Consider the following 18585-nt stretch of genomic DNA (forward strand, 5'->3'; position numbering starts at 1 on the left):
CCGTTACCAGCGTCAGGCACTGATAATGAAATCCATGGGGATATCATGGTCCTCTACAATAAATTCGGCCTGGGTGCAGGCATAGGCAATGCCAATGGCGAGCGGGCGCGGCGTACTGGCCAGGGTACGGTCGTAGAAACCACCACCATAGCCCAGGCGATAGCCATCAGCATTCCAGCCCAGGCAGGGTATCACCAGCACCGGTGGTTGCGCCACCTGGCGGCCATGCCCGGGGATGGCGATACCGTAAGCGTCCTCCACCATGGCATCACCCGCCTGCCAGTCCAGGAAACTTAAAGGCCGGCCTTTGCCAATCACCAGTGGCAAGGCCAGCCGGAAGCCGGCTTGCTGCAATTGACGGTAACAAGACCGCAAGTCCGGCTCTGACTGTATGGGCCAGTATACGGCCAGGCTGGCCGGGTGGTTTTGTTGACACCATGACAGTAATTTATTTCCTAACAAGATATCAAGCGCCAGCTTTTGATCTGTTGCAATCTCCCGGCGCTTTTGACGCAATAACTGACGTAACTCAGGCCGGCCTGGCACTGTTTGCGCCATGTTTGCTGTTTCATCGACGACTTTTTGTTCGCTGTTCTTGGGCTGTGTCATACTGTCAGAAATGTAATCTAAAACTGTCTAAAGATGTCTGTGAAAAAAAGTTTAGCTAGCCTGGGCCTGATGATCTTAGCAGGTTTCTCTGCCACTTCCTTTGCCAGCGCCGCTGTAGCGAAAAGAAGCCTGGTCATCAATGACGACGACCGCTTCATGGCACTGCGTGATGCCGCCTTCCATGAAGATGCTGCCAGCGCAGAGCAGCATGCAGCTGCCCTCAAGAATTATGAAATCCCGTCTTATGTTGATTATTATCGCCTGCGTGCACGACTGAGCAAGACGACGAATGCCGAATTTCGTGACTTTATCAGCAAGTATGAAGGCAGCGCCATCGCTGATCGCCTGCGCAATGACTGGCTATTGATGCTGGGCAGACGTGGCGAGTGGGACTTGTTTGATCAGCAATACCCTCTCTTTGTCGTGGCCGATGACAATCAACTGCGTTGCTATTCCATTTTGTCCAGGGCCATCAAACAACCCAAGGATCAAAAAATCGCCAGCGAAGCACGCACCCTGCTCAATAGTCCGCGTGACTATGGCGAAGGTTGCTATGCCATGGTGACTTATTTGAGCAGCAATGGTCTGTTCAACCAGTATGATCTGTGGGCGCAAATGCGCATGGCCGCCGAAAATGGCGCCATGCCTCTGGCACAAAGGCTGGGCAAATTGCTCAATGTGCCGGACAGGCAACTGGCCGAAGCCATGGACAAGCCGGCGGCCTACCTGAAAAAGTCGCCGGAAGCCGGCCATGCAGGTCATGAACTTTACCTGATCGCCCTTGGTCGTCTGGCCAAGACCGATCATGAGCAGGCAGCCGGCATATTGGGCAAGCAGGCAAGTCAGTTCAGTGACAATGAAAAAGCGATTGGCTGGGCGCAGATTGCCCTGCAGGCAGCCTTGAAGCTGGAACCGGAAGCGCTGGGTTACTGGCAAAAAACCGATGCTGCCCCGCTGTCACTGGAAGCCTATCAATGGCGCACCCGCACTGCCCTGCGCGAAGGAGACTGGAAGCTGGTCAAATCGAGTATTGCCGGCATGCCCGCCAGCCTGAAATCCGACCCGACCTGGGTGTATTGGTATGGCCGCGCGCTGAAGGCAGAAGGCAAGAATGAAGAAGCACGCCAGCAGTTTGCCAGCATTGCCGATCAATTGCATTTCTACGGCCAACTGGCGCTGGAAGAGCAAGGCCAGAAAATCGGCGTACCGGCGACAGTCAAGCCGCTAACGCCAGAAGAAATCGCACCGATGGAAAAAAACGCCAACCTGCAAAGGGCCTTGAAATTCTATGCGATGAATTTGCGCTTTGAAGGTACACGCGAATGGAATTGGGAATTGCGCAAGATGACTGAGCGCCAGCACCTGGCAGCCGCCGAACTGGCGCGCCAGAACAATCTGCTGGACCGTATGGTCAACACCTCGGACCGCACCAAGGGTGAGCTCGATTTCAGCCAGCGCTACCCGACCCCCTTCAATGACAGCATGTACAAGACAACCCAGTCGCTGGGTCTGGACATGGCCTGGGTATATGGCCTGATACGCCAGGAATCACGCTTTGTCATGAATGCCAAATCGCATGTGGGTGCATCGGGCCTGATGCAGTTGATGCCGGCAACAGCACGCTATGTTGCCAAAAAAATCGGCCTTGGTAATTTTGTGCCAGCCCAGGTCAATGATGTGGAAACCAATATCGCGCTTGGCACCAATTACCTCAACATGGTGCTGACCGATCTTGGCGGTTCGCAAGCGCTGGCGTCAGCCGCCTACAATGCCGGACCTGGCCGCCCGCGCGCCTGGCGTTCAAAATTGAGCCGACCAGTGGAAGGGGCCATTTTTGCAGAAACCATCCCCTTCAATGAAACCCGTGGCTATGTCAAAAACGTTTTGTCGAATGCGACTTATTACGCAGCCCTGTTCGAGAAAAAACCACAATCGCTGAAAACGCGGCTGGGTACGGTAGTCCCCAAGGGCATGACTGCCGGCGACCCCGATCTTCCCTAATTTGATGAGTAGCGACACATGCAAGAAACAGAAATGCAACCAGCACTGGCCGCCATGCTGGGCCAACATCGTTCCGGTTTACGGCTGGTCATAGGCAACAAAAATTACTCCTCCTGGTCCATGCGCCCCTGGGTGCTGATGAAGGCGTTCGGCATACCGTTTGAAGAAGTGCGCATCATACTGAACCAGCCCGATACGACCAATCGTATCGCCGAATATTCCGCAGCAGGCCGCGTACCGGTGCTGCTGGCCGGTGACATCACGATCTGGGATTCGATGGCGATTTGTGAATACCTGGCCGAACAGTATTCCATACTCAACCTGTGGCCGGAAGATGTTTCCGCCAGGGCCACGGCACGCAGCGTCTGCGCCGAAATGCATTCTGGATTTTCTGCGTTGCGGTATGACATGCCCATGAATATCCGTGCCGACCTGTTTGGCAAGGGCCGTACCATAGGTTCACAAGCCGACATAGGCCGCATTTGCGAAATCTGGGAAGATTGCCTGGCATCCTACGGTGCGCATGAGTTCCTGTTCGGTGCATTCTCTGTCGCTGACGCATTTTATGCACCGGTAGTCATGCGCTTCCGCACATATGGCGTATCACTGGCGCCTGCCCTGCAAGCCTATGCAGACCGCGTCATCGCCCACCCCGCCGTCGCCCTGTGGATCAGGGAAGCCCTGATGGAAACAGAAATCATGCCCGGTCATGAAAACCGGCATGGCGACTAAAAAAACATGATGCAAGAAGTATAAAGAAAAAGCATGAAGACTTACATCGTTGGTGGTGCGGTGCGTGACGCCCTGCTTGGCTACCCCGTCCAGGACCGCGACTATGTCGTCGTCGGCGCAACACCAGACGACATGCTGGCACAAGGCTTTCTGCCAGTAGGCAAGGACTTTCCGGTATTTTTGCATCCCCGGACCCATGATGAATATGCGCTGGCACGCACCGAGCGCAAGACTGCTGCCGGTTACAAGGGTTTTGTATTTCATACCGATGCCGATGTCACGCTGGAACAGGACCTGATACGCCGCGACCTCAGTATCAATGCCATGGCCCAGGACGACGATGGTCATATCATCGACCCTTATGGCGGCTTGCAGGACTTAAAAAACCGGGTATTCCGCCATGTATCACTGGCCTTTTGCGAAGACCCGGTACGCATACTGCGGCTGGCCCGCTTTGCCGCCCGCTTTGCCGTACCGCCACAAGACTTTAGCGTGGCCGAAGAAACCACAACACTGATGCAAAAGATGGTAGCGGCAGGTGAAGTCGATGCCCTGGTGGCTGAGCGCGTCTGGCAGGAAATTTCGCGCGGCCTGATGGAGGTACGTCCGTCACGCATGTTCGATGTTTTGCGCAGTTGTGGTGCCTTGCAACGGCTGTTGCCAGAGATCGATGCCTTGCCGGAAGCGCAGATACAACACCTGATGCAATTGCTTGACGCCAGCGCAAAGGCTGACCTGCCCCTGAGTGCACGCTACGCTGTATTGTTGCACCACTTGTCTGACACCTCAGACAAGGACAGGGTAAAACTGGCCGATGCCGTCAGTCAGCGTCTGAAAGTACCGGCAGAATGCCGTGACCTGGCCATCCTGCTGGCGCGTGAGCATTTGACCATCAATCAGGCTGGCAGCATGACCCCCGCTGATATTGTCGATTTATTCGGCCGCTGTGATGCCTATCGCAAGCCTGAGCGTTTTCTTGAGGCATTGACGGCAACAGCCAGCCTGTATGCACGGCCAGGCATGGCAGATACTTATCAGCCAGTGCAAATACTGCAAAGAGCCTTAAGCCTGGTACAACAGGTCAAAGGCGGCGATATTGCCAGCCAGTATGCCAGCCAGCCTCAACAAATCCCGCTGGCGATCAGAGCGGCTCGCATTGCCATGCTGGAGGCTGCTCAATATAAGACATGACAACAATGACAAGCATGATGGAATAGAAGTTTTACTCTCAAAATTCATGGTTTTCTGGAATAATCAATCGCGATCATCTACAATGCATTGTGCAGTGCACAAAAGCTACCCTTAAGGAGCTGCCATGAATGCGTCTGATATTTTCCCTGAAGATCCCAAACACTTGTTAGATTCCAGCAAACAACCCTCCAAGCCCACCATTTTTGTCAAGGAATTGTCAGAAAAAGACCGGCAACGCATCCTGCGTCATTTCCTGGGTCTGGAAGAAAGCGACCGGCTGCTACGCTTTGGCACCTATTTGCCGGATGCCATGGTAGAAAAATATGTCGAGGGTATCGACTTCTCGCGCGACAAGGTATTTGGCGTCATCAGCCATCACTTCAATGTGGTTGGTGTCGGTCATCTTGCCTATGCGCCGCGCAGTAAGGATGATGAACATAGCGACAAGGACAAGGTCGCCGAATTTGGTGTCTCCGTTTCAGGCAATGCACGCGGCAAGGGCATAGGTTCCAAACTGTTTGAACGCGGTGCCATCCACTGCCGCAATGATGATATAGACACACTCTACATGCATTGCCTGTCCTCGAACCAGACCATGATACATATCGCCAAGAAGGCCGGGATGGAAATCCACCGCGCCTATGGCGAAGCTGACGCTTACCTGAAAATCCTGCCCGCCGACGCCGTCAGCGTCCTGAAAGAAGCCATGCAGGAACAGGTTGCCGCCATCGACTACACCATCAAGGCCAACGCACGGGCAGCGGCAAAATGGCTCAGGCATCTGCCGGGGATGAAGGACAGTTCCAAGTAGCTGGATTGCATTGACAGAACGCTACCGACGGGCAATCCCGAAACCCTTCACCGTTACACGCCTGCCACAACCGGCAAAGCTGTCGTATCCTTGATCTGCTGCAAGGCAAAGCTGGACTTCACGTCCAGTACGGCTGGGTGACGCAGTAAGGTTTCCATCATGAAACGCGAAAAATGGTTCATGTCTTCGACATGGACACGCAAGAGATAATCCATCTCACCGGTCATGGCATAACAGGCTACCACTTCGGGCCACTGCCCGACTGATGCAGAAAAATCATCGCGTGGTGAGCGTGATGCCCCCTTGCCAGGGGCGTCGCTATGCTTTTCCAGCCGCACATTAACATATGCCAGCAAGCCCAGGCCTATCTTGGTCGGTTCCAGCAGGGCCACGTATTTGCGGATCACACCACTGTCTTCCAGGCGCTTGATGCGGCGCAGACAAGGCGAAGGTGAGAGATTGACGCGTTCCGCCACCTCCTGGTTGGTCAGCCTGCCGTCGGCCTGCAAGATGGCCAGAATCTTGCGATCTATCTTATCCAGTTCCACCTCAAACATAATCTGCCACTCCATTATTGATTTGAGCAATATTATTGCTCAAATCAATAGTTCATTGGGTTATTTTGCAATTATATGGCGCGTTTTGCAGACTATACTGAATGCTTGATCTGCATCAAACGCAGCACCCGAAGTGGCTGCATGAGGCAGGAACCGATGACCACACTGAGGAGACAGGCATGACTTTCCAAACTTGGGAAAACCCTATGGGTACCGATGGCTTTGAATTTATCGAATATGCGGCACCCGATCCAAAAGCACTTGGCGAATTATTCGTCACCATGGGTTTCACTGCGATTGCCAAGCATCGCACCAAGGATGTGACCCTGTTCCGTCAAGGTGATGTCAATTTCATCATCAATGCAGAACCTGATTCTTTCGCACAAAAATTTGCCCGCAAGCATGGTCCCTCGGTCTGCGCTTTTGCTTTCCGCGTCAAGGATGCCAATGCCGCCTACAAACGCGCGCTGGAACTCGGCGCCTGGGGTTTTGACAACAAGACCGGCCCGATGGAACTCAATATTCCTGCCATCAAGGGCATAGGCGACTCCCTGATTTATTTCGTCGACCGCTGGCATGGCAAAGATGGCGCGCAAGCTGGCGCCATCGGCAATATCAGCATTTATGATGCCGACTTCGTCGCCATCCCTGGTGTTGCCTCCAACCCGGTCGGCATGGGCCTGACCTATATTGACCACCTGACCCACAATGTGCACCGTGGCCGCATGAAGGAATGGGCCGATTTCTACGAAACCCTGTTCAACTTCCGTGAAATCCGTTACTTCGACATCACCGGCAAGCATACCGGCTTGAAATCCAAGGCCATGACTTCGCCTTGTGGAAAAATCCGCATCCCTATCAATGAATCTTCGGATGACAAATCCCAGATCGCTGAATACCTCGACCTCTACCACGGTGAAGGCGTGCAGCATATCGCCATGGGTACGGACAATGTCTATGAAACCGTCAGTGGCATGAAAAACAATGGCGTGGCATTCCAGGACACCATCGATACTTACTATGACCTGGTTGACCGTCGCCTGCCAGGCCACGGTGAAAACCTGGAAGAATTGCGCAAGCTGCGCATTCTGATCGATGGCAAGAGCACAGAGACTTCACGTGAACTGTTGCTGCAGATTTTCACGACCACAGTCATTGGCCCTATCTTCTTTGAAATCATCCAGCGTAAAGGCGACCAGGGTTTTGGCGAGGGCAATTTCCGCGCCCTGTTTGAATCGATAGAACTTGATCAGATACGTCGTGGTGTCGTCAAGGACGAAACCGTCGCCTGATTCCTGCAAACTGAATATGGAGATTGAAAAAGGCTGGCCATCATTCTGATGCCGGCCTTTTTTCACTGAAACAAAATGGATACTATAGCCACTACCGTAAGCAATGAAGATTTCCTGGCCACCGTGGCCGAGAAATCCGATGGCGCCGCCCTGCGCGGTAATTATGAAAAAGCTGACGAACACTATGTCGTCGAACAAGACTGGGACAGCTACACCGAAGCAGAACATGAACTGTGGCGCAAACTCTATCAGCGTCAGATGGAACTCCTGCCTGGCCGTGCCTGTGATGAATTTCTCGATGCCCTGCACAAGATGGATGCCTCTGGTGGCATACCAAGCTTTGAACGCACTTCACAAGACTTGTTCGCCGCTACCGGTTGGCGCATCGTTGCCGTACCGGGCCTGATCCCCGAGTTGACTTTTTTTGAACACCTGGCCAATCGCCGCTTCCCGGTCACGGTCTGGTTACGGACACCGGAAGAGTTCAATTACATCGTCGAACCCGATGTCTTCCATGACTATTTCGGTCATGTGCCGATGCTGTTCAATCCTGTTTTTGCTGACTACATGCAGTTGTACGGCAAAGGCGGTTTGAAGGCGATGAAACTTGGCGGCCTCGACTACCTGGCGCGCCTGTACTGGTACACGGTGGAATTTGGCCTGATCAAGACCAATCAGGGTTTGCGTATTTACGGCGCAGGCATCCTGTCGTCCGGTGGTGAGGTCGAGTATTGTCTGAAACCCGGCACAACTTCACGCCACATCCGTCTTGACATAGAACGCTGCCTGCAAACCCTGTACAAGATAGACAGTTTCCAGGAAACCTATTTCGTCATCGACGACTTCAAGCAATTATTCGATGGCACTGCACCTGATTTCACGCCTTATTACGAGCGTCTGAAACAACTTGATGCCTTGCCAGCCAATACCTTGCTGCCGGGTGAAGTCGAATTGCTGCCATAGATCGATAGAAAAACCGCGACACTGCCATGAAAAAACGGGACATCATCTGATGTCCCGTTTTTTCATTTGTGCGCCGTAACGGTATTTGAGACACGTGTCCAGACCTGGCTGCGGCCATCTTCAGGCTTGTCCTTGTAGGGTGTGACCTCCAGTTCTGTCGGGCTCAGCATGCGCATCTGGCAGGTATACATCTGGCCATCGGCACGATTGAATATCTTGCCTGACCAGGTGCCGGATTTGCCTGGAGTAAATCCTTCCATGATAGTCCTGCCCAGCGCAGCGGCTGCGGAAGCATCCAGCGTCTTGCTGACTTTGCCGCACAGGGCGCCGCCGCAATGACCAATGTCAACCTCGAGTATACCGCTCTGCGTGAGCCAGGTACCGGTAACTGGCTCTTGTTTTGCCGCCTCCTGTATCTGTGCCTCGACGGGTGCCAGATAATAATCAGACAGTCCTGCCTGTTGTGCCTGGGCGGACCAGACGCTCATCAATAAGCTGGCAACTACGATCATTTGCTTTTTCATGTCTATTCTCCTTGGATAGTAGAGGTGATGATGATCATCACGGCCACGCCATTAGACAGGAGCAAGGTATCTGGCAGATGTCAGAAACTGCCCTGTTTGCATCTTTACATGTGTCAGCGCCATCCAGATACACTGAGATACAAAAGATTTTGTCTCCGTCTCGATTTAGGCTATAAAGCTCAATGAACGAGTCACAGAGAACGAGCACCAGGCCCTGCATATGGAAACCACAGAATCCCCGGATCATATCCTTATCGTCGATGACGACGCCGAGATACGTGAGCTGACTGCGCTTTACCTGCGCAAGACTGGCAACAAGGTCAGTACCGCTGCCAACGGCAAGCAAATGCGCGCAGCACTTGACGGTGCTGCCGTCGACCTGATCGTACTCGATGTCATGATGCCCGGTGAAGATGGCCTGAGTCTGTGCCGCGAATTACGTTCAGGTCCGGACAAGATCATTCCCATCCTCATGCTGACTGCACGCGCAGATGAAACGGACCGCGTGGTAGGGCTGGAAATGGGTGCAGACGACTACCTGACCAAACCCTTTGCAGCCCGTGAACTGCTGGCCCGCATCAAGGCGGTATTGCGCCGCACCCGCATGCTGCCGCCGCATCTGCGTGAGCAAAAGCCGCCAGCCATGTTGCAGTTCGGGGAGTGGCAACTCGATACCCTGGCACGCCATCTGCTTGACCGGGGCAATGTCATGGTCACGTTGAGCGGCGCCGAATATCGGTTGCTGCAAGTTTTTGTTGAACATCCGCAGCGGGTACTCAACCGTGACCAGTTGCTGAACCTGACCCAGGGGCGCGATGCAGAGTTGTTTGAACGTTCCATAGACTTGCTGGTCAGCCGTTTGCGCCAGCATTTGCGCGACGATGCACGCGAGCCGCGTTACATCAAGACTGTGCGCAGCGAAGGTTATGTATTTTGCGCTCAGGTGACAGAAGTGAGTGCACAGGCGGAGGCATGATGCAAACCCTGGAAAGCCTGCGCTGGCCGCGCACCCTGTTTGGCCGCATCAACCTGATCTTGCTTGGTGCACTGCTGATGGCCTGTGCCCTGTCGTTTGCCTTGTCACAGTGGGACAAGATGCAGGTCAGGAAAAACCACATGGTGTATTCAGTCGGCAAAGACGTCGGTAATGCCATCGCCTTTCTCGATCGCCTGCCGGTCAATGAAAGAGGTATCTGGCTGGACAGGCTGGCGCGTAACAACTATCAATACAGCCTGGAAGCTGCACCGCCGGACGCGAAGGACAGCATAGACATAGATATTGCCAATGAAGCCATCAGCGCCATCAGGGATAATCTTGAACGTCCGGAAAAAATCGTCATCAGCACACGCATGGAAGGTGATAAAAAAATCCTGCAGCTGCACCTTGCCCTGCGCGACGGTGAGCCGCTGACCGTCAGGCTCAGCGCCACTCCGTATACCATACAGTGGAGCATGGTTTTATTACTGTGCCTGCAACTGGTTATACTGATGACGGCAAGCTGGCTGGCTGTACGTGTGGCAACGCGGCCCCTGTCCATGCTGGCTGACGCTGCCGATGCCATCGTCAAACCAGGTTCCACACCAGAGTTGCCAAGCCACGCCCCGCAAGAAGTGTATCGCGCCTGCACGGCCTTCCAGAACATGCAACAGCGCATCGACGTCTACCTGGCAGAACGCATGCAGATACTGGCCGCCATCGCCCACGACCTGCAAACCCCGATTACCCGCATGCGCCTGCGCACGGAATTCATGGATGATGATGCCCAGCGCCACAAGATGCAGGCAGACCTGCAAGCCATGCAAAAACTGGTGGAACAGGGCCTGGCTTATGCAAAGGTACAAAACCAGTTACAGGCCAGCCAGGAAGCGCTCAGCAAAGTGGCGCTGGACGCACTGGTAGCCAGCCTGGTACAAGACTACTGTGACACCGGTCAGCCAGTCCGTCTGACAGAAGTGTTCAATCTCAATATGGACACCCAGCCACAGGCTCTTACCCGCCTGCTTGGCAACCTGATTGATAACGGGCTCAAGTTTGGTGGCGAAGTCGGCGTAATGATGCAAAAGAATGACGGGCAATACGTCAGCATCATCGTGCAAGACCGCGGACCAGGCATACCGCAGGATCAATGGGCAGCCGTCATGCAACCTTTTGTCCGACTGGAAAGCTCGCGCAATAGCGAAACCGGAGGCGCAGGCCTGGGTCTCGCCATCGTGGGGCAACTGGCCCTGTCCCTGCATGCCCAATTGCGGTTCGCCAATCTTGAAGGCGGCGGCTTTGCAGTCAGCGTGATACTGCCGCTGCAAAGCGTGACCTGACAAGCCTAAGTATCAGAAACGCCAGATTAAAGCCGCCAGTACAGACCGTCTTCCCGCTGCATCAGGGCATTCACAATGAACTCTCTCCGCAATGTCGCAAAGTCTTGATGGAATTGCAGCAGAAAGCTGTTGATCTCTGCTTCCGGATAACGCTTTTCCAGCTGCAGTTGCCCGACCAGCCAGCGTAAAATCACCAGGCGTTTCTTGCGCTGCTCCGGTATGGCGACCAACCGCCCTTCTTTGACGAAGGACTTCATCACCCGTTGTGTTTCTGCCTCGCTTGATTCCAGGTCCAGCATGGTCCGGGCAGAGTTCCAGGTGGTGTTGAAACGCTCGGTGCGGCTGCTCTTCAGTCTTTGCTGCGCCAGCGCCTGCCAGGACGCACTGCCATAGCCGGCCACCAGGTCACGCCCTATTGCCTGCCATAATGCCGGCTCGCCAGCCAGGTCCATCGCCTGTATGTAATCGGCAGTGACAACAAAAAACTGGCGGCGATAAGGCAACAGGTAATTGTGTTCATCAAGCTGCAATTGCACTTGCGCTTCGGCATAGCTGGCAAACCAGTGATTGAAAAAAGCACCAACACCCTGGCCGTGCCAGAAGTCCCCCATATCATCGCCGGCTTTGGCTTCACCACCAAAGATGATGCGCGCATGTTCCCAGTTCTGGAAACCGGCATCGGCAGCAGCCAGATTCATGCAATGCTTGAGTTGCCAGGCAGTTGGTAATTCCCAGTTGCGCTGACGGCTTAAAATAGTCGCCTGGCGTGTGGCGCCAGCATTGCCGCTTTCCAGCAGTTTTTGCAGCAGGCGGGCGCGGGTCTTGATTTCTGTGGTCAGGGCGTTCATACGTGCGCTCCTGAACAACAGACTGATGTTAGTAAAGACAGGGTGAAATACGTAAAAGACAACATGATAGACTCCAGTTCGCTTATCGACGACCCGCTGACGTCAAACGAAACTTGGTTCATCACATTATGGAAGATGTGTATTTGCAGGGTGAGAGCCTCTTTTGCGGGCAGGCGCCCCTGGGCACCTGAAGCGCGATTGTAGGCCGGTACGCCGATATGGTCAACACCCTGATTAACGATGCCCTCAATGCATTGCCGGCATGGCCGCCAGCGACACACCGAGCAAGACCAGGATGCTGCCGATAAAGCGGTTCAACATGACTTGCCTGTTCAACATGGCTGCCCGCAGACCTTGATCAGAAAAAAACAGGGCCACCAGGCTGAACCACAACCAGTGCGCAAACGACATGAACAGGCCGTAGGCAAATTGCACGGGCAGACTGGTATCGACCTGTACCACCTGCGTATAAGTGCTGACCACAAACAGGGTTGTCTTGGGATTGAAGGCATTAGTCATGAAACCGGTGCGCAAGGCTGCCCACGTGCTCAACTGCCGCCCGCCAGCAGTGCCTGCATTGCTCACTGGCCGTGTCGCAAAAGTCTGGTAACCGACATAAATCAGATACATTGCACCGATAATCTTGATGACAAAGTACAGTTGCGCTGAACTGGCGATCAGCAAGCCCACTCCCAGCATGGTGTACATCACATGCACCTGCACGCCCAGTGCGATGCCGGCAGCAGCCAGCAGGCCGGTGCGGCGGCCATACAGGTAGCTATTCCTGGTCACCATGGCAAAGTCTGCACCCGGACTGATGACAGCCAGGATGGTGATGATGGCAACGGCGATTAATTCTGTCATTTCTTGCTCCCCAACAGGCGGTCCTGGTTAAACGGATAATGTGATTTTTATTCACATGAATGAGTCTATTCTCCCGCCTTGGCGCTGCATTGAAAATCGATTTATACTCAGATATATCATTGAGAAAAAATCACAGATGAGCCAACACCTGCCATCCCTGAATGCGATACGTGTGTTTGAAGCGGCGGCGCGCCACCTGAGCCTGGTCAGAGCTGCGGAAGAGCTTCATGTCACCCATGGGGCGGTCAGCCGCCAGATCAGGCAGCTCGAAGAAAACCTCGGCATAGCTTTGTTTGAAAGACGTAACCGCGCCATCTTCCTGACACGCGCCGGCACCCAGTTGCAAGCTACTTGCACGGACATCATGCGCCAGCTTGAAGCCGGCATAAGGCAGGTCCGTCAGGCCACCATTGCCCTACCCCTGGTCGTCTCATGCGAACCTACCATCGCCATGCGCTGGCTAATACCGCGCCTGGGCAAATTCAGGCTGCACTATCCCGACCTGGAAATCCATCTGTTTGCAGCCGGTGGCCCAGTCAATTTACAGCAAGGCCATATCGACCTGGCCCTGCGACGCAATGATTTTGCCTGGGACAGGAGTTATCACTCAGTCGTCGTTGCCCGCGAACTGATCGCCCCGGTCTGCGCGCCGACTTTGCTGCAAAACGGCGAGTTGATATTTGAGCAGCAACGCTTGCTGCATACCGCGTCCCGGCCCGATGCCTGGCAACGCTGGCAACACGTCAGCCAAAAGACATTGAAGGCAGCGAGCAGGGCCAGTTATGAACATTTTTACCTGAGCCTGCAAGCCGCCTGCGCCGGCCTGGGTGTGGCGATGGCGTCGGCGTATATGGTGGAAGACGAAATCGGCAGCGGCCAGTTGCTGGCGCCTTACCCGTTTGTCCCTGACGGCTCTGACTATGTCTTGCTGTCGGCTGTCCCCTTTGCGCAAGACCAGCGTCGTCAGGCGTTCCTGGCGTGGTTGCAGCAGGAAATGCTGGTGAGCAGCCAGAAAATCAACGCGCAAGATCAATAAAAGCCAGGTTCCCCCGGTGGACGGGTCTTGAAGCGCTTGTGCGCCCAGAAATATTCTGCTGGCGCCTTCATGATCTCTTGCTCGATGAAGGCATTCATGGCGCGCGTGGCAGCCACCATGTCTTCACCGGGATAATCAGTCCATGCCTCATGGAAGCTGACCTTCCAGCCACGATAGCCGGGGAGTATGGTGGCAATGACCGGTATCACCTTGGCGCCGGTCGTTGCAGCAATGCGCGGCACTGCTGTCAAGGTCGCTGCAGGTACGCCAAAGAAAGGGATGAATTCCGCATCCTTGGCGCCAAAATCCATATCCGGCAGCATGAAGAAAGGCAGGCCCTCACGCATGGCACGGATAATGGGCTTGACCCCTTCGGCACGGGAAAAAAGTTTGACCGGACGGAAGCGTGAACGCCCCTTGCGCAAGGCGGCATCAAACACCTTGCTGCGCTGCTGGGTATAAATCGAACATAACGAGGATTCAAACATCACTGCCACCCCTGCCACATCAAGACTGACAAAATGCGGGCACATCAGTATCGTCGGGCCAGACTGAATTGCCGCCATCGGTATGGCGGGGACTATCTGTATCAGTTTTCTCAGGCGTGCTTCCGATGCCCACCAGAGTATGCCACGCTCAAGCACGCTGCGCGCATACACCTGGAAGTGGCGTTTGGCGATGGACGACCTTTCCTGCTCATTCAGTTGTGGCAGGCACAGCGACAGATTTTTCAAGGTGATCAGGCGGCGCTTGCGTATCAATATAAACAATATGCTGCCCACGCCCTCGCCCAGGCGTCCCAGCACAGGCAGGGGCAACCAGTGCAGCAACCACATCAAGACCAGCACTGCCCTCATGCCTGCACCTCGTCAATAGCCGCATCAGGGCCGTCGACACCCTCGGGTTTCTTGTAGCGATTGTAGCTCCAGAAATATTGTGCCGGTGAGTGTGCGATCAGTTTTTCCATGCCACGATTGATGGCGGTGGCCTGCGCGACCGGGTCCATGCCCAATTCCTCCTCAAACGGCACAAAACGTATCACATAACCTTTACCACCAGGCAAGCGTTCGGCATAGGTCAGGATAATGGGTGCGCCAGTCATGCCATGCAATTTGGCTGACAGGGTCATGGTATAGGCGCGCTTGCCAAAGAATTTGGCCCAGACGCCCTCCCCTTCTTGCGGTACCTGGTCGGGCAGCAGTCCTATGGCCTCGCCCTTCTTGAGCGCTTTGGCCATGATGCGGACACCTGAGAGATTGGCCGCCGCCAGCAAAAGATTGTCGCGCGCCCTTGCTCCCTCTATCAGCGGTTTCAGGGCGGCCTTGCGTGGCGGCCGGTACAGCACGGTCAAACGGGTGCGAACAGCGATGCTTTGCGCCACAATTTCAAAGCAACCAAGATGTGGTGTTAAAAATATAATACCTTTTTTGGCATCCAGTGCGGCTTGTACCAGTTCCCAGTTTTCTATGCTGGCCGTCTTCAGGACGCGTTCGGGTCTGGCGCACCATATAAAGGGTAATTCGAGGATATTCTTGCCCGCCTCACGTACAGCCTCATGCAGATGTGCACTGAATCCGGCCCGGCCCATGTTTTCCTTCATGCGCCGACGATAAGAGCCAGACAGCAAATAAACAGCCCAACCCAGTACGGCGCCAATAAAATGCAGGACTGACAATGGAAAAATGGAAAGAAAACGAAACAAGGTAACAAGCATGATGCCGCTCAAGTATCAGTGTAAAAAGTAGGGGATATTCGACAGAAAATGCAGAACGAGCGTAAAATATCACACATTGGTAAGCTTTGACCTGCTTATTGACCTCCTTGAGGAAGGTATCCAGGCTCATGACAAGCCACCGCCGAGTTAACAGACAACTTGCGAGGCGGTTAATAAAACTCGCTAAAGCGTCGCAGGACTCTTCCGACTGCGGCATAATTTTTACGGTCATTTTTTTTAGGAGCCTGCGATGGCTAATGATTTTCTTTTTACTTCTGAATCGGTATCCGAGGGACACCCGGACAAAGTCGCCGACCAGATTTCCGATGCAATCCTCGATGCGATCTTTGAACAGGACCCGCGTTCACGCGTAGCGGCAGAGACCCTGACCAATACCGGTCTGGTTGTTCTGGCTGGTGAAATCACCACCAATGCCCATGTCGATTATATCCAGGTTGCACGCGATACCATCAAGCGCATAGGCTATGACAATACCGAATATGGTATTGATCACAAAGGTTGCGCGGTGCTGGTAGCCTACGACAAACAATCGAATGATATCGCCCAGGGCGTTGACCAGGCATCTGATGATCATCTGAACACCGGCGCGGGTGACCAGGGCCTGATGTTTGGTTATGCCTGTGACGAAACACCGGAACTGATGCCTGCACCGATTTACTATGCGCACCGCCTGGTAGAACGCCAGGCACAATTGCGCAAGGATGGTCGTCTGCCTTTCCTGCGCCCTGATGCCAAGAGCCAGGTCACCATGCGCTATGTCGATGGCAAACCGCACAGTATCGATACTGTCGTGCTGTCCACCCAGCACCATCCTGACCAGAGTGAAACTCCGACGAAGATGAAGCAGTCTTTCATTGACGCTGTTATTGAAGAAATCATCAAACCAGTCTTACCTAAAGAATGGTTGCTGGACACCAAATTCCTGATCAACCCGACCGGCCGTTTCGTGATTGGTGGCCCTCAAGGTGATTGTGGCCTGACTGGCCGCAAGATCATTGTTGATACCTACGGCGGTGCCTGCCCGCATGGCGGCGGTGCCTTCTCTGGTAAAGATCCTACCAAGGTAGATCGTTCTGCTGCGTATGCTGCCCGTTATGTCGCCAAGAATATCGTTGCTGCCGGTATCGCCCGTCAGTGCCAGATTCAGGTCGCCTATGCGATTGGCGTTGCCCGCCCGATGAACGTGACTGTCTACACTGAAGGCACGGGCGTTATCCCTGATGAGCAGATTGCCGCACTGGTCAACGAGCATTTTGACCTGCGTCCGAAAGGCATCATACAGATGCTGGACTTGCTGCGCCCTATCTACTCCAAGACAGCCGCCTATGGTCACTTCGGTCGTGAAGAGCCAGAATTTACCTGGGAACGTACTGACAAGGCGGCAATATTGCGCGCCGCCGCAGGTCTGTAATCTGTCGTAGCCGATGTTGAAATAAGTAGTAAGTGGCACTGGGAGTTGAAGCAAGAATGCAAGGGAAATCGTTGAATAGGAGGTTCACTGCATTTTGCTGTAAACAACTTGGTGCCATGAGCACTATCGGTGCAATGGCAGGCCTGATGGCCATACCTTCGGCATGGTCAGCCAGCGCACCAGCCAAATTCAAAACCGTTACCGACTGGTGCACGCCACTGGTTACCCGCCTGCCCAAGGTCAGCCTCAACGACTGCAAGAACAGCAAACTGACCCCGACAGGCGCCAATTCGCTCAATGGTTTCCCGGTTTTATATCGTGATCTGCACTCTGATAGCAGGCATCCGCAAGCGATACGGGTATTGCTGCTGGGCGGCATACACGGCGATGAACAGACCGCTTCCTCCATCGTCTTCAAATGGATGGAAAGCATGCAAAAAGCCCCGCTAGAATTCAACTGGCGCGTAGCACCGGTAGTCAATCCCGATGGCCTGCTGGCAGCACAACCAAAACGGGTGAATGCGCGCGGCATAGACCTGAACCGCAACTTCCCCACCCCCAACTGGCAAAAAGAAGCACCAGCCTACTGGGCGCGTGTCACCCGCAGCGACCCGCGTCGCTACCCTGGCAAGGCACCCATTTCCGAGCCAGAGAGCCGCTGGGTCTACGACACCATAGAAAAATACAAACCTGACGTCATCATCTCGGTACATGCCCCGTTTGGCGTACTCGACTTTGACGGCCCGGCCACGCCCCCCAACCGTTTCGGCCGCCTGATCTACAACCGTGTCGGTGTCTACCCTGGTTCACTGGGCAACTATAGCGGCCTGCACAAGGACATCCCGGTCGTCACCATAGAACTGCCCAACGCCACCCAGATGCCCCCTGATGTCGAAGTACAGCGCATCTGGCAAGACATGCAAAACTGGATAAGACAGAATGTGGCGGCTCCGTTGAAGACAAGCAGCAACTAACGGACTTTAACAGTAGAAACAGAAGTGAAGACGCTTGTCCGGCGCTCAGGACAAGGCGCAATGACTACCCTGGACACTCAGTGATCTAGTGCGGAGATCATGAGAAAACTTTCATCCGACTCCGCCATGGGCGTGATTAAAAATCAGTCCCCCTGCTGCTGCCAGATCGTCTTGCCTGCCTTCAAATAAATCAGGGCACTGGCTGAGCCTTCTTTCGCCACAACGATGCCATCACTCCGCAATTTGACGGACTTGTCATGATAACTGTGCGGCTGCGATCCCTTGTCTTCGACATACCACATCTCCAGCCATGAAAAATCATCACCTCCATTGCCAATCGCATGTCCCGCTCCCACGATGACAGGCTTGGTTTTGGCTGGTGACAAAAAGACGAAGCCCTCTTTTTTACTCTTGCTGTCCTTGACCAGGACCGCCAGGTCTCCTTTGCCAGTACCCAAAAAATTGCCGCGCCAGACAAAGGGATTGAGACGGCTGTTCACCTCTATGGACTCTTGCCGGGATAAGCCATCAAGCTGCTTGCCTGCCCAATCAGGCAATTGCATCCTGGGTGTCACTTCCTGTGCAAAAGCGATGCTGTTGACAAATAACAGAGCGACAGACGCAAATTTGAAATTCATGGCAAAACTCCTGGTCATGATATAAACGTGTAAGTATCGATTGGATAAAAGCCTGCTGTGCTTCAAGTCATTACTGCTACTGA

19 protein-coding genes are annotated in these 18585 nt (G+C 54.1%); 11 read left to right on the forward strand and 8 right to left on the reverse strand.

From position 1 onward, the window contains the following. Nucleotides 1–12: 12 nt before the first annotated feature. Nucleotides 13–609: a 5-formyltetrahydrofolate cyclo-ligase gene (locus LZ463_RS00485; RefSeq protein WP_241452711.1), complete on the reverse strand. Its 597-nt coding sequence runs from the start codon at nt 607–609 to the stop codon at nt 13–15. A gap of 33 nt (nt 610–642) precedes the next feature. Between LZ463_RS00485 and LZ463_RS00490 the strand changes: the two genes are divergently transcribed. The 4 genes from LZ463_RS00490 to LZ463_RS00505 all read left to right on the forward strand — a co-directional run bounded on the left by LZ463_RS00490 (nt 643) and on the right by LZ463_RS00505 (nt 5344). Then, a complete protein-coding gene (locus LZ463_RS00490) occupies nt 643–2610 on the forward strand; it encodes a lytic transglycosylase domain-containing protein (RefSeq protein WP_241452713.1) in 1968 nt (655 codons plus the stop codon). Between the two features lie 18 nt (nt 2611–2628). Then, nucleotides 2629–3342 carry a glutathione S-transferase family protein gene (locus LZ463_RS00495; protein WP_241452715.1) on the forward strand — a complete coding sequence of 238 codons (714 nt, stop codon included), beginning with the start codon at nt 2629–2631 and terminating at the stop codon, nt 3340–3342. Between the two features lie 33 nt (nt 3343–3375). Then, on the forward strand, nt 3376–4533 hold the full coding sequence (locus LZ463_RS00500) for a multifunctional CCA addition/repair protein (protein ID WP_241452716.1): 1158 nt from the start codon (nt 3376–3378) through the stop codon (nt 4531–4533). Nucleotides 4534–4657: 124 nt separating this feature from the next. After that, the gene (locus LZ463_RS00505) at nt 4658–5344 is read left to right on the forward strand and encodes a GNAT family N-acetyltransferase (RefSeq protein WP_241452718.1); all 687 of its coding nucleotides are present in this window, start codon (nt 4658–4660) and stop codon (nt 5342–5344) included. A gap of 53 nt (nt 5345–5397) precedes the next feature. On the opposite strand, the gene LZ463_RS00510 is transcribed toward LZ463_RS00505, so the two are convergent. Then, a complete protein-coding gene (locus LZ463_RS00510; protein ID WP_241454257.1) occupies nt 5398–5901 on the reverse strand; it encodes an Lrp/AsnC family transcriptional regulator in 504 nt (167 codons plus the stop codon). Between the two features lie 179 nt (nt 5902–6080). Here LZ463_RS00510 and hppD point away from each other — a divergent pair, with 179 nt between their 5' ends. Then, the gene (gene hppD / locus LZ463_RS00515; RefSeq protein ID WP_241452719.1) at nt 6081–7193 is read left to right on the forward strand and encodes a 4-hydroxyphenylpyruvate dioxygenase; all 1113 of its coding nucleotides are present in this window, start codon (nt 6081–6083) and stop codon (nt 7191–7193) included. A 75-nt stretch (nt 7194–7268) separates the two neighbouring features. Then, nucleotides 7269–8156, forward strand: coding sequence for a phenylalanine 4-monooxygenase (phhA, locus tag LZ463_RS00520; RefSeq protein ID WP_277623915.1), 888 nt, complete (start codon nt 7269–7271; stop codon nt 8154–8156). A gap of 62 nt (nt 8157–8218) precedes the next feature. Here the strand turns inward: phhA and LZ463_RS00525 are convergent, their stop codons facing one another. Further along, complete coding sequence (locus tag LZ463_RS00525) at nt 8219–8680, reverse strand: DUF2147 domain-containing protein (protein WP_241452721.1); 462 nt, start codon at nt 8678–8680, stop codon at nt 8219–8221. A 220-nt stretch (nt 8681–8900) separates the two neighbouring features. Between LZ463_RS00525 and LZ463_RS00530 the strand changes: the two genes are divergently transcribed. Both LZ463_RS00530 and LZ463_RS00535 read left to right on the forward strand, forming a co-directional pair. Next, nucleotides 8901–9656 (forward strand): response regulator, encoded by a 756-nt coding sequence (locus LZ463_RS00530; RefSeq protein ID WP_241452726.1) that lies wholly within the window; start codon nt 8901–8903, stop codon nt 9654–9656. Beyond that, nucleotides 9653–10996: an ATP-binding protein gene (locus LZ463_RS00535; RefSeq protein WP_241452729.1), complete on the forward strand. Its 1344-nt coding sequence runs from the start codon at nt 9653–9655 to the stop codon at nt 10994–10996. The genes LZ463_RS00530 and LZ463_RS00535 overlap by 4 nt, the downstream gene beginning before the upstream one ends. 26 nt (nt 10997–11022) lie before the next feature. On the opposite strand, the gene LZ463_RS00540 is transcribed toward LZ463_RS00535, so the two are convergent. Both LZ463_RS00540 and LZ463_RS00545 read right to left on the reverse strand, forming a co-directional pair. Beyond that, nucleotides 11023–11844: a DUF2087 domain-containing protein gene (locus LZ463_RS00540; protein WP_241452732.1), complete on the reverse strand. Its 822-nt coding sequence runs from the start codon at nt 11842–11844 to the stop codon at nt 11023–11025. A 246-nt stretch (nt 11845–12090) separates the two neighbouring features. After that, nucleotides 12091–12708 (reverse strand): LysE family translocator, encoded by a 618-nt coding sequence (locus tag LZ463_RS00545; protein ID WP_241452737.1) that lies wholly within the window; start codon nt 12706–12708, stop codon nt 12091–12093. Between the two features lie 136 nt (nt 12709–12844). Here LZ463_RS00545 and LZ463_RS00550 point away from each other — a divergent pair, with 136 nt between their 5' ends. Beyond that, entirely contained in the window at nt 12845–13744 is a 900-nt protein-coding gene (locus tag LZ463_RS00550) for a LysR substrate-binding domain-containing protein (protein ID WP_241452738.1), read from the forward strand. On the opposite strand, the gene LZ463_RS00555 is transcribed toward LZ463_RS00550, so the two are convergent. Both LZ463_RS00555 and LZ463_RS00560 read right to left on the reverse strand, forming a co-directional pair. After that, nucleotides 13738–14601, reverse strand: a complete 864-nt coding sequence (locus LZ463_RS00555) for an LpxL/LpxP family acyltransferase (RefSeq protein ID WP_241452739.1) — start codon at nt 14599–14601, stop codon at nt 13738–13740. The genes LZ463_RS00550 and LZ463_RS00555 overlap by 7 nt on opposite strands. Beyond that, nucleotides 14598–15458, reverse strand: a complete 861-nt coding sequence (locus LZ463_RS00560) for a lysophospholipid acyltransferase family protein (RefSeq protein WP_241452742.1) — start codon at nt 15456–15458, stop codon at nt 14598–14600. The genes LZ463_RS00555 and LZ463_RS00560 overlap by 4 nt, the downstream gene beginning before the upstream one ends. 250 nt (nt 15459–15708) lie before the next feature. Here LZ463_RS00560 and metK point away from each other — a divergent pair, with 250 nt between their 5' ends. Both metK and LZ463_RS00570 read left to right on the forward strand, forming a co-directional pair. After that, on the forward strand, nt 15709–16890 hold the full coding sequence (gene metK, locus LZ463_RS00565; protein WP_241452744.1) for a methionine adenosyltransferase: 1182 nt from the start codon (nt 15709–15711) through the stop codon (nt 16888–16890). A gap of 116 nt (nt 16891–17006) precedes the next feature. Continuing rightward, a complete protein-coding gene (locus tag LZ463_RS00570) occupies nt 17007–17864 on the forward strand; it encodes a M14 family zinc carboxypeptidase (protein ID WP_241452755.1) in 858 nt (285 codons plus the stop codon). Nucleotides 17865–18007: 143 nt separating this feature from the next. Here LZ463_RS00570 and LZ463_RS00575 read toward each other — a convergent pair whose 3' ends face one another. Next, nucleotides 18008–18502 (reverse strand): hypothetical protein, encoded by a 495-nt coding sequence (locus LZ463_RS00575; protein ID WP_241452758.1) that lies wholly within the window; start codon nt 18500–18502, stop codon nt 18008–18010. Nucleotides 18503–18585: the final 83 nt, after the last annotated feature.

The organism is Undibacterium paludis (assembly GCF_022568815.1).
Taxonomy (GTDB): domain Bacteria; phylum Pseudomonadota; class Gammaproteobacteria; order Burkholderiales; family Burkholderiaceae_D; genus Undibacterium.

Coding starts and splice junctions, on each gene's coding strand:
- hppD (WP_241452719.1), top strand. CDS start 6,081: ATGACTTTCCAAACTTGGGAAAACCCTATGGGTACCGATGGCTTTGAA.
- LZ463_RS00550 (WP_241452738.1), top strand. CDS start 12,845: ATGAGCCAACACCTGCCATCCCTGAATGCGATACGTGTGTTTGAAGCG.
- phhA (WP_277623915.1), top strand. CDS start 7,269: ATGGATACTATAGCCACTACCGTAAGCAATGAAGATTTCCTGGCCACC.
- LZ463_RS00485 (WP_241452711.1), bottom strand. CDS start 609: ATGACACAGCCCAAGAACAGCGAACAAAAAGTCGTCGATGAAACAGCA.
- LZ463_RS00545 (WP_241452737.1), bottom strand. CDS start 12,708: ATGACAGAATTAATCGCCGTTGCCATCATCACCATCCTGGCTGTCATC.
- LZ463_RS00570 (WP_241452755.1), top strand. CDS start 17,007: ATGAGCACTATCGGTGCAATGGCAGGCCTGATGGCCATACCTTCGGCA.
- LZ463_RS00555 (WP_241452739.1), bottom strand. CDS start 14,601: ATGAGGGCAGTGCTGGTCTTGATGTGGTTGCTGCACTGGTTGCCCCTG.
- LZ463_RS00510 (WP_241454257.1), bottom strand. CDS start 5,901: ATGTTTGAGGTGGAACTGGATAAGATAGATCGCAAGATTCTGGCCATC.
- LZ463_RS00530 (WP_241452726.1), top strand. CDS start 8,901: ATGGAAACCACAGAATCCCCGGATCATATCCTTATCGTCGATGACGAC.
- LZ463_RS00505 (WP_241452718.1), top strand. CDS start 4,658: ATGAATGCGTCTGATATTTTCCCTGAAGATCCCAAACACTTGTTAGAT.
- LZ463_RS00495 (WP_241452715.1), top strand. CDS start 2,629: ATGCAAGAAACAGAAATGCAACCAGCACTGGCCGCCATGCTGGGCCAA.
- LZ463_RS00490 (WP_241452713.1), top strand. CDS start 643: ATGTCTGTGAAAAAAAGTTTAGCTAGCCTGGGCCTGATGATCTTAGCA.
- LZ463_RS00535 (WP_241452729.1), top strand. CDS start 9,653: ATGATGCAAACCCTGGAAAGCCTGCGCTGGCCGCGCACCCTGTTTGGC.
- LZ463_RS00525 (WP_241452721.1), bottom strand. CDS start 8,680: ATGAAAAAGCAAATGATCGTAGTTGCCAGCTTATTGATGAGCGTCTGG.
- LZ463_RS00560 (WP_241452742.1), bottom strand. CDS start 15,458: ATGCTTGTTACCTTGTTTCGTTTTCTTTCCATTTTTCCATTGTCAGTC.
- metK (WP_241452744.1), top strand. CDS start 15,709: ATGGCTAATGATTTTCTTTTTACTTCTGAATCGGTATCCGAGGGACAC.
- LZ463_RS00540 (WP_241452732.1), bottom strand. CDS start 11,844: ATGAACGCCCTGACCACAGAAATCAAGACCCGCGCCCGCCTGCTGCAA.
- LZ463_RS00500 (WP_241452716.1), top strand. CDS start 3,376: ATGAAGACTTACATCGTTGGTGGTGCGGTGCGTGACGCCCTGCTTGGC.
- LZ463_RS00575 (WP_241452758.1), bottom strand. CDS start 18,502: ATGAATTTCAAATTTGCGTCTGTCGCTCTGTTATTTGTCAACAGCATC.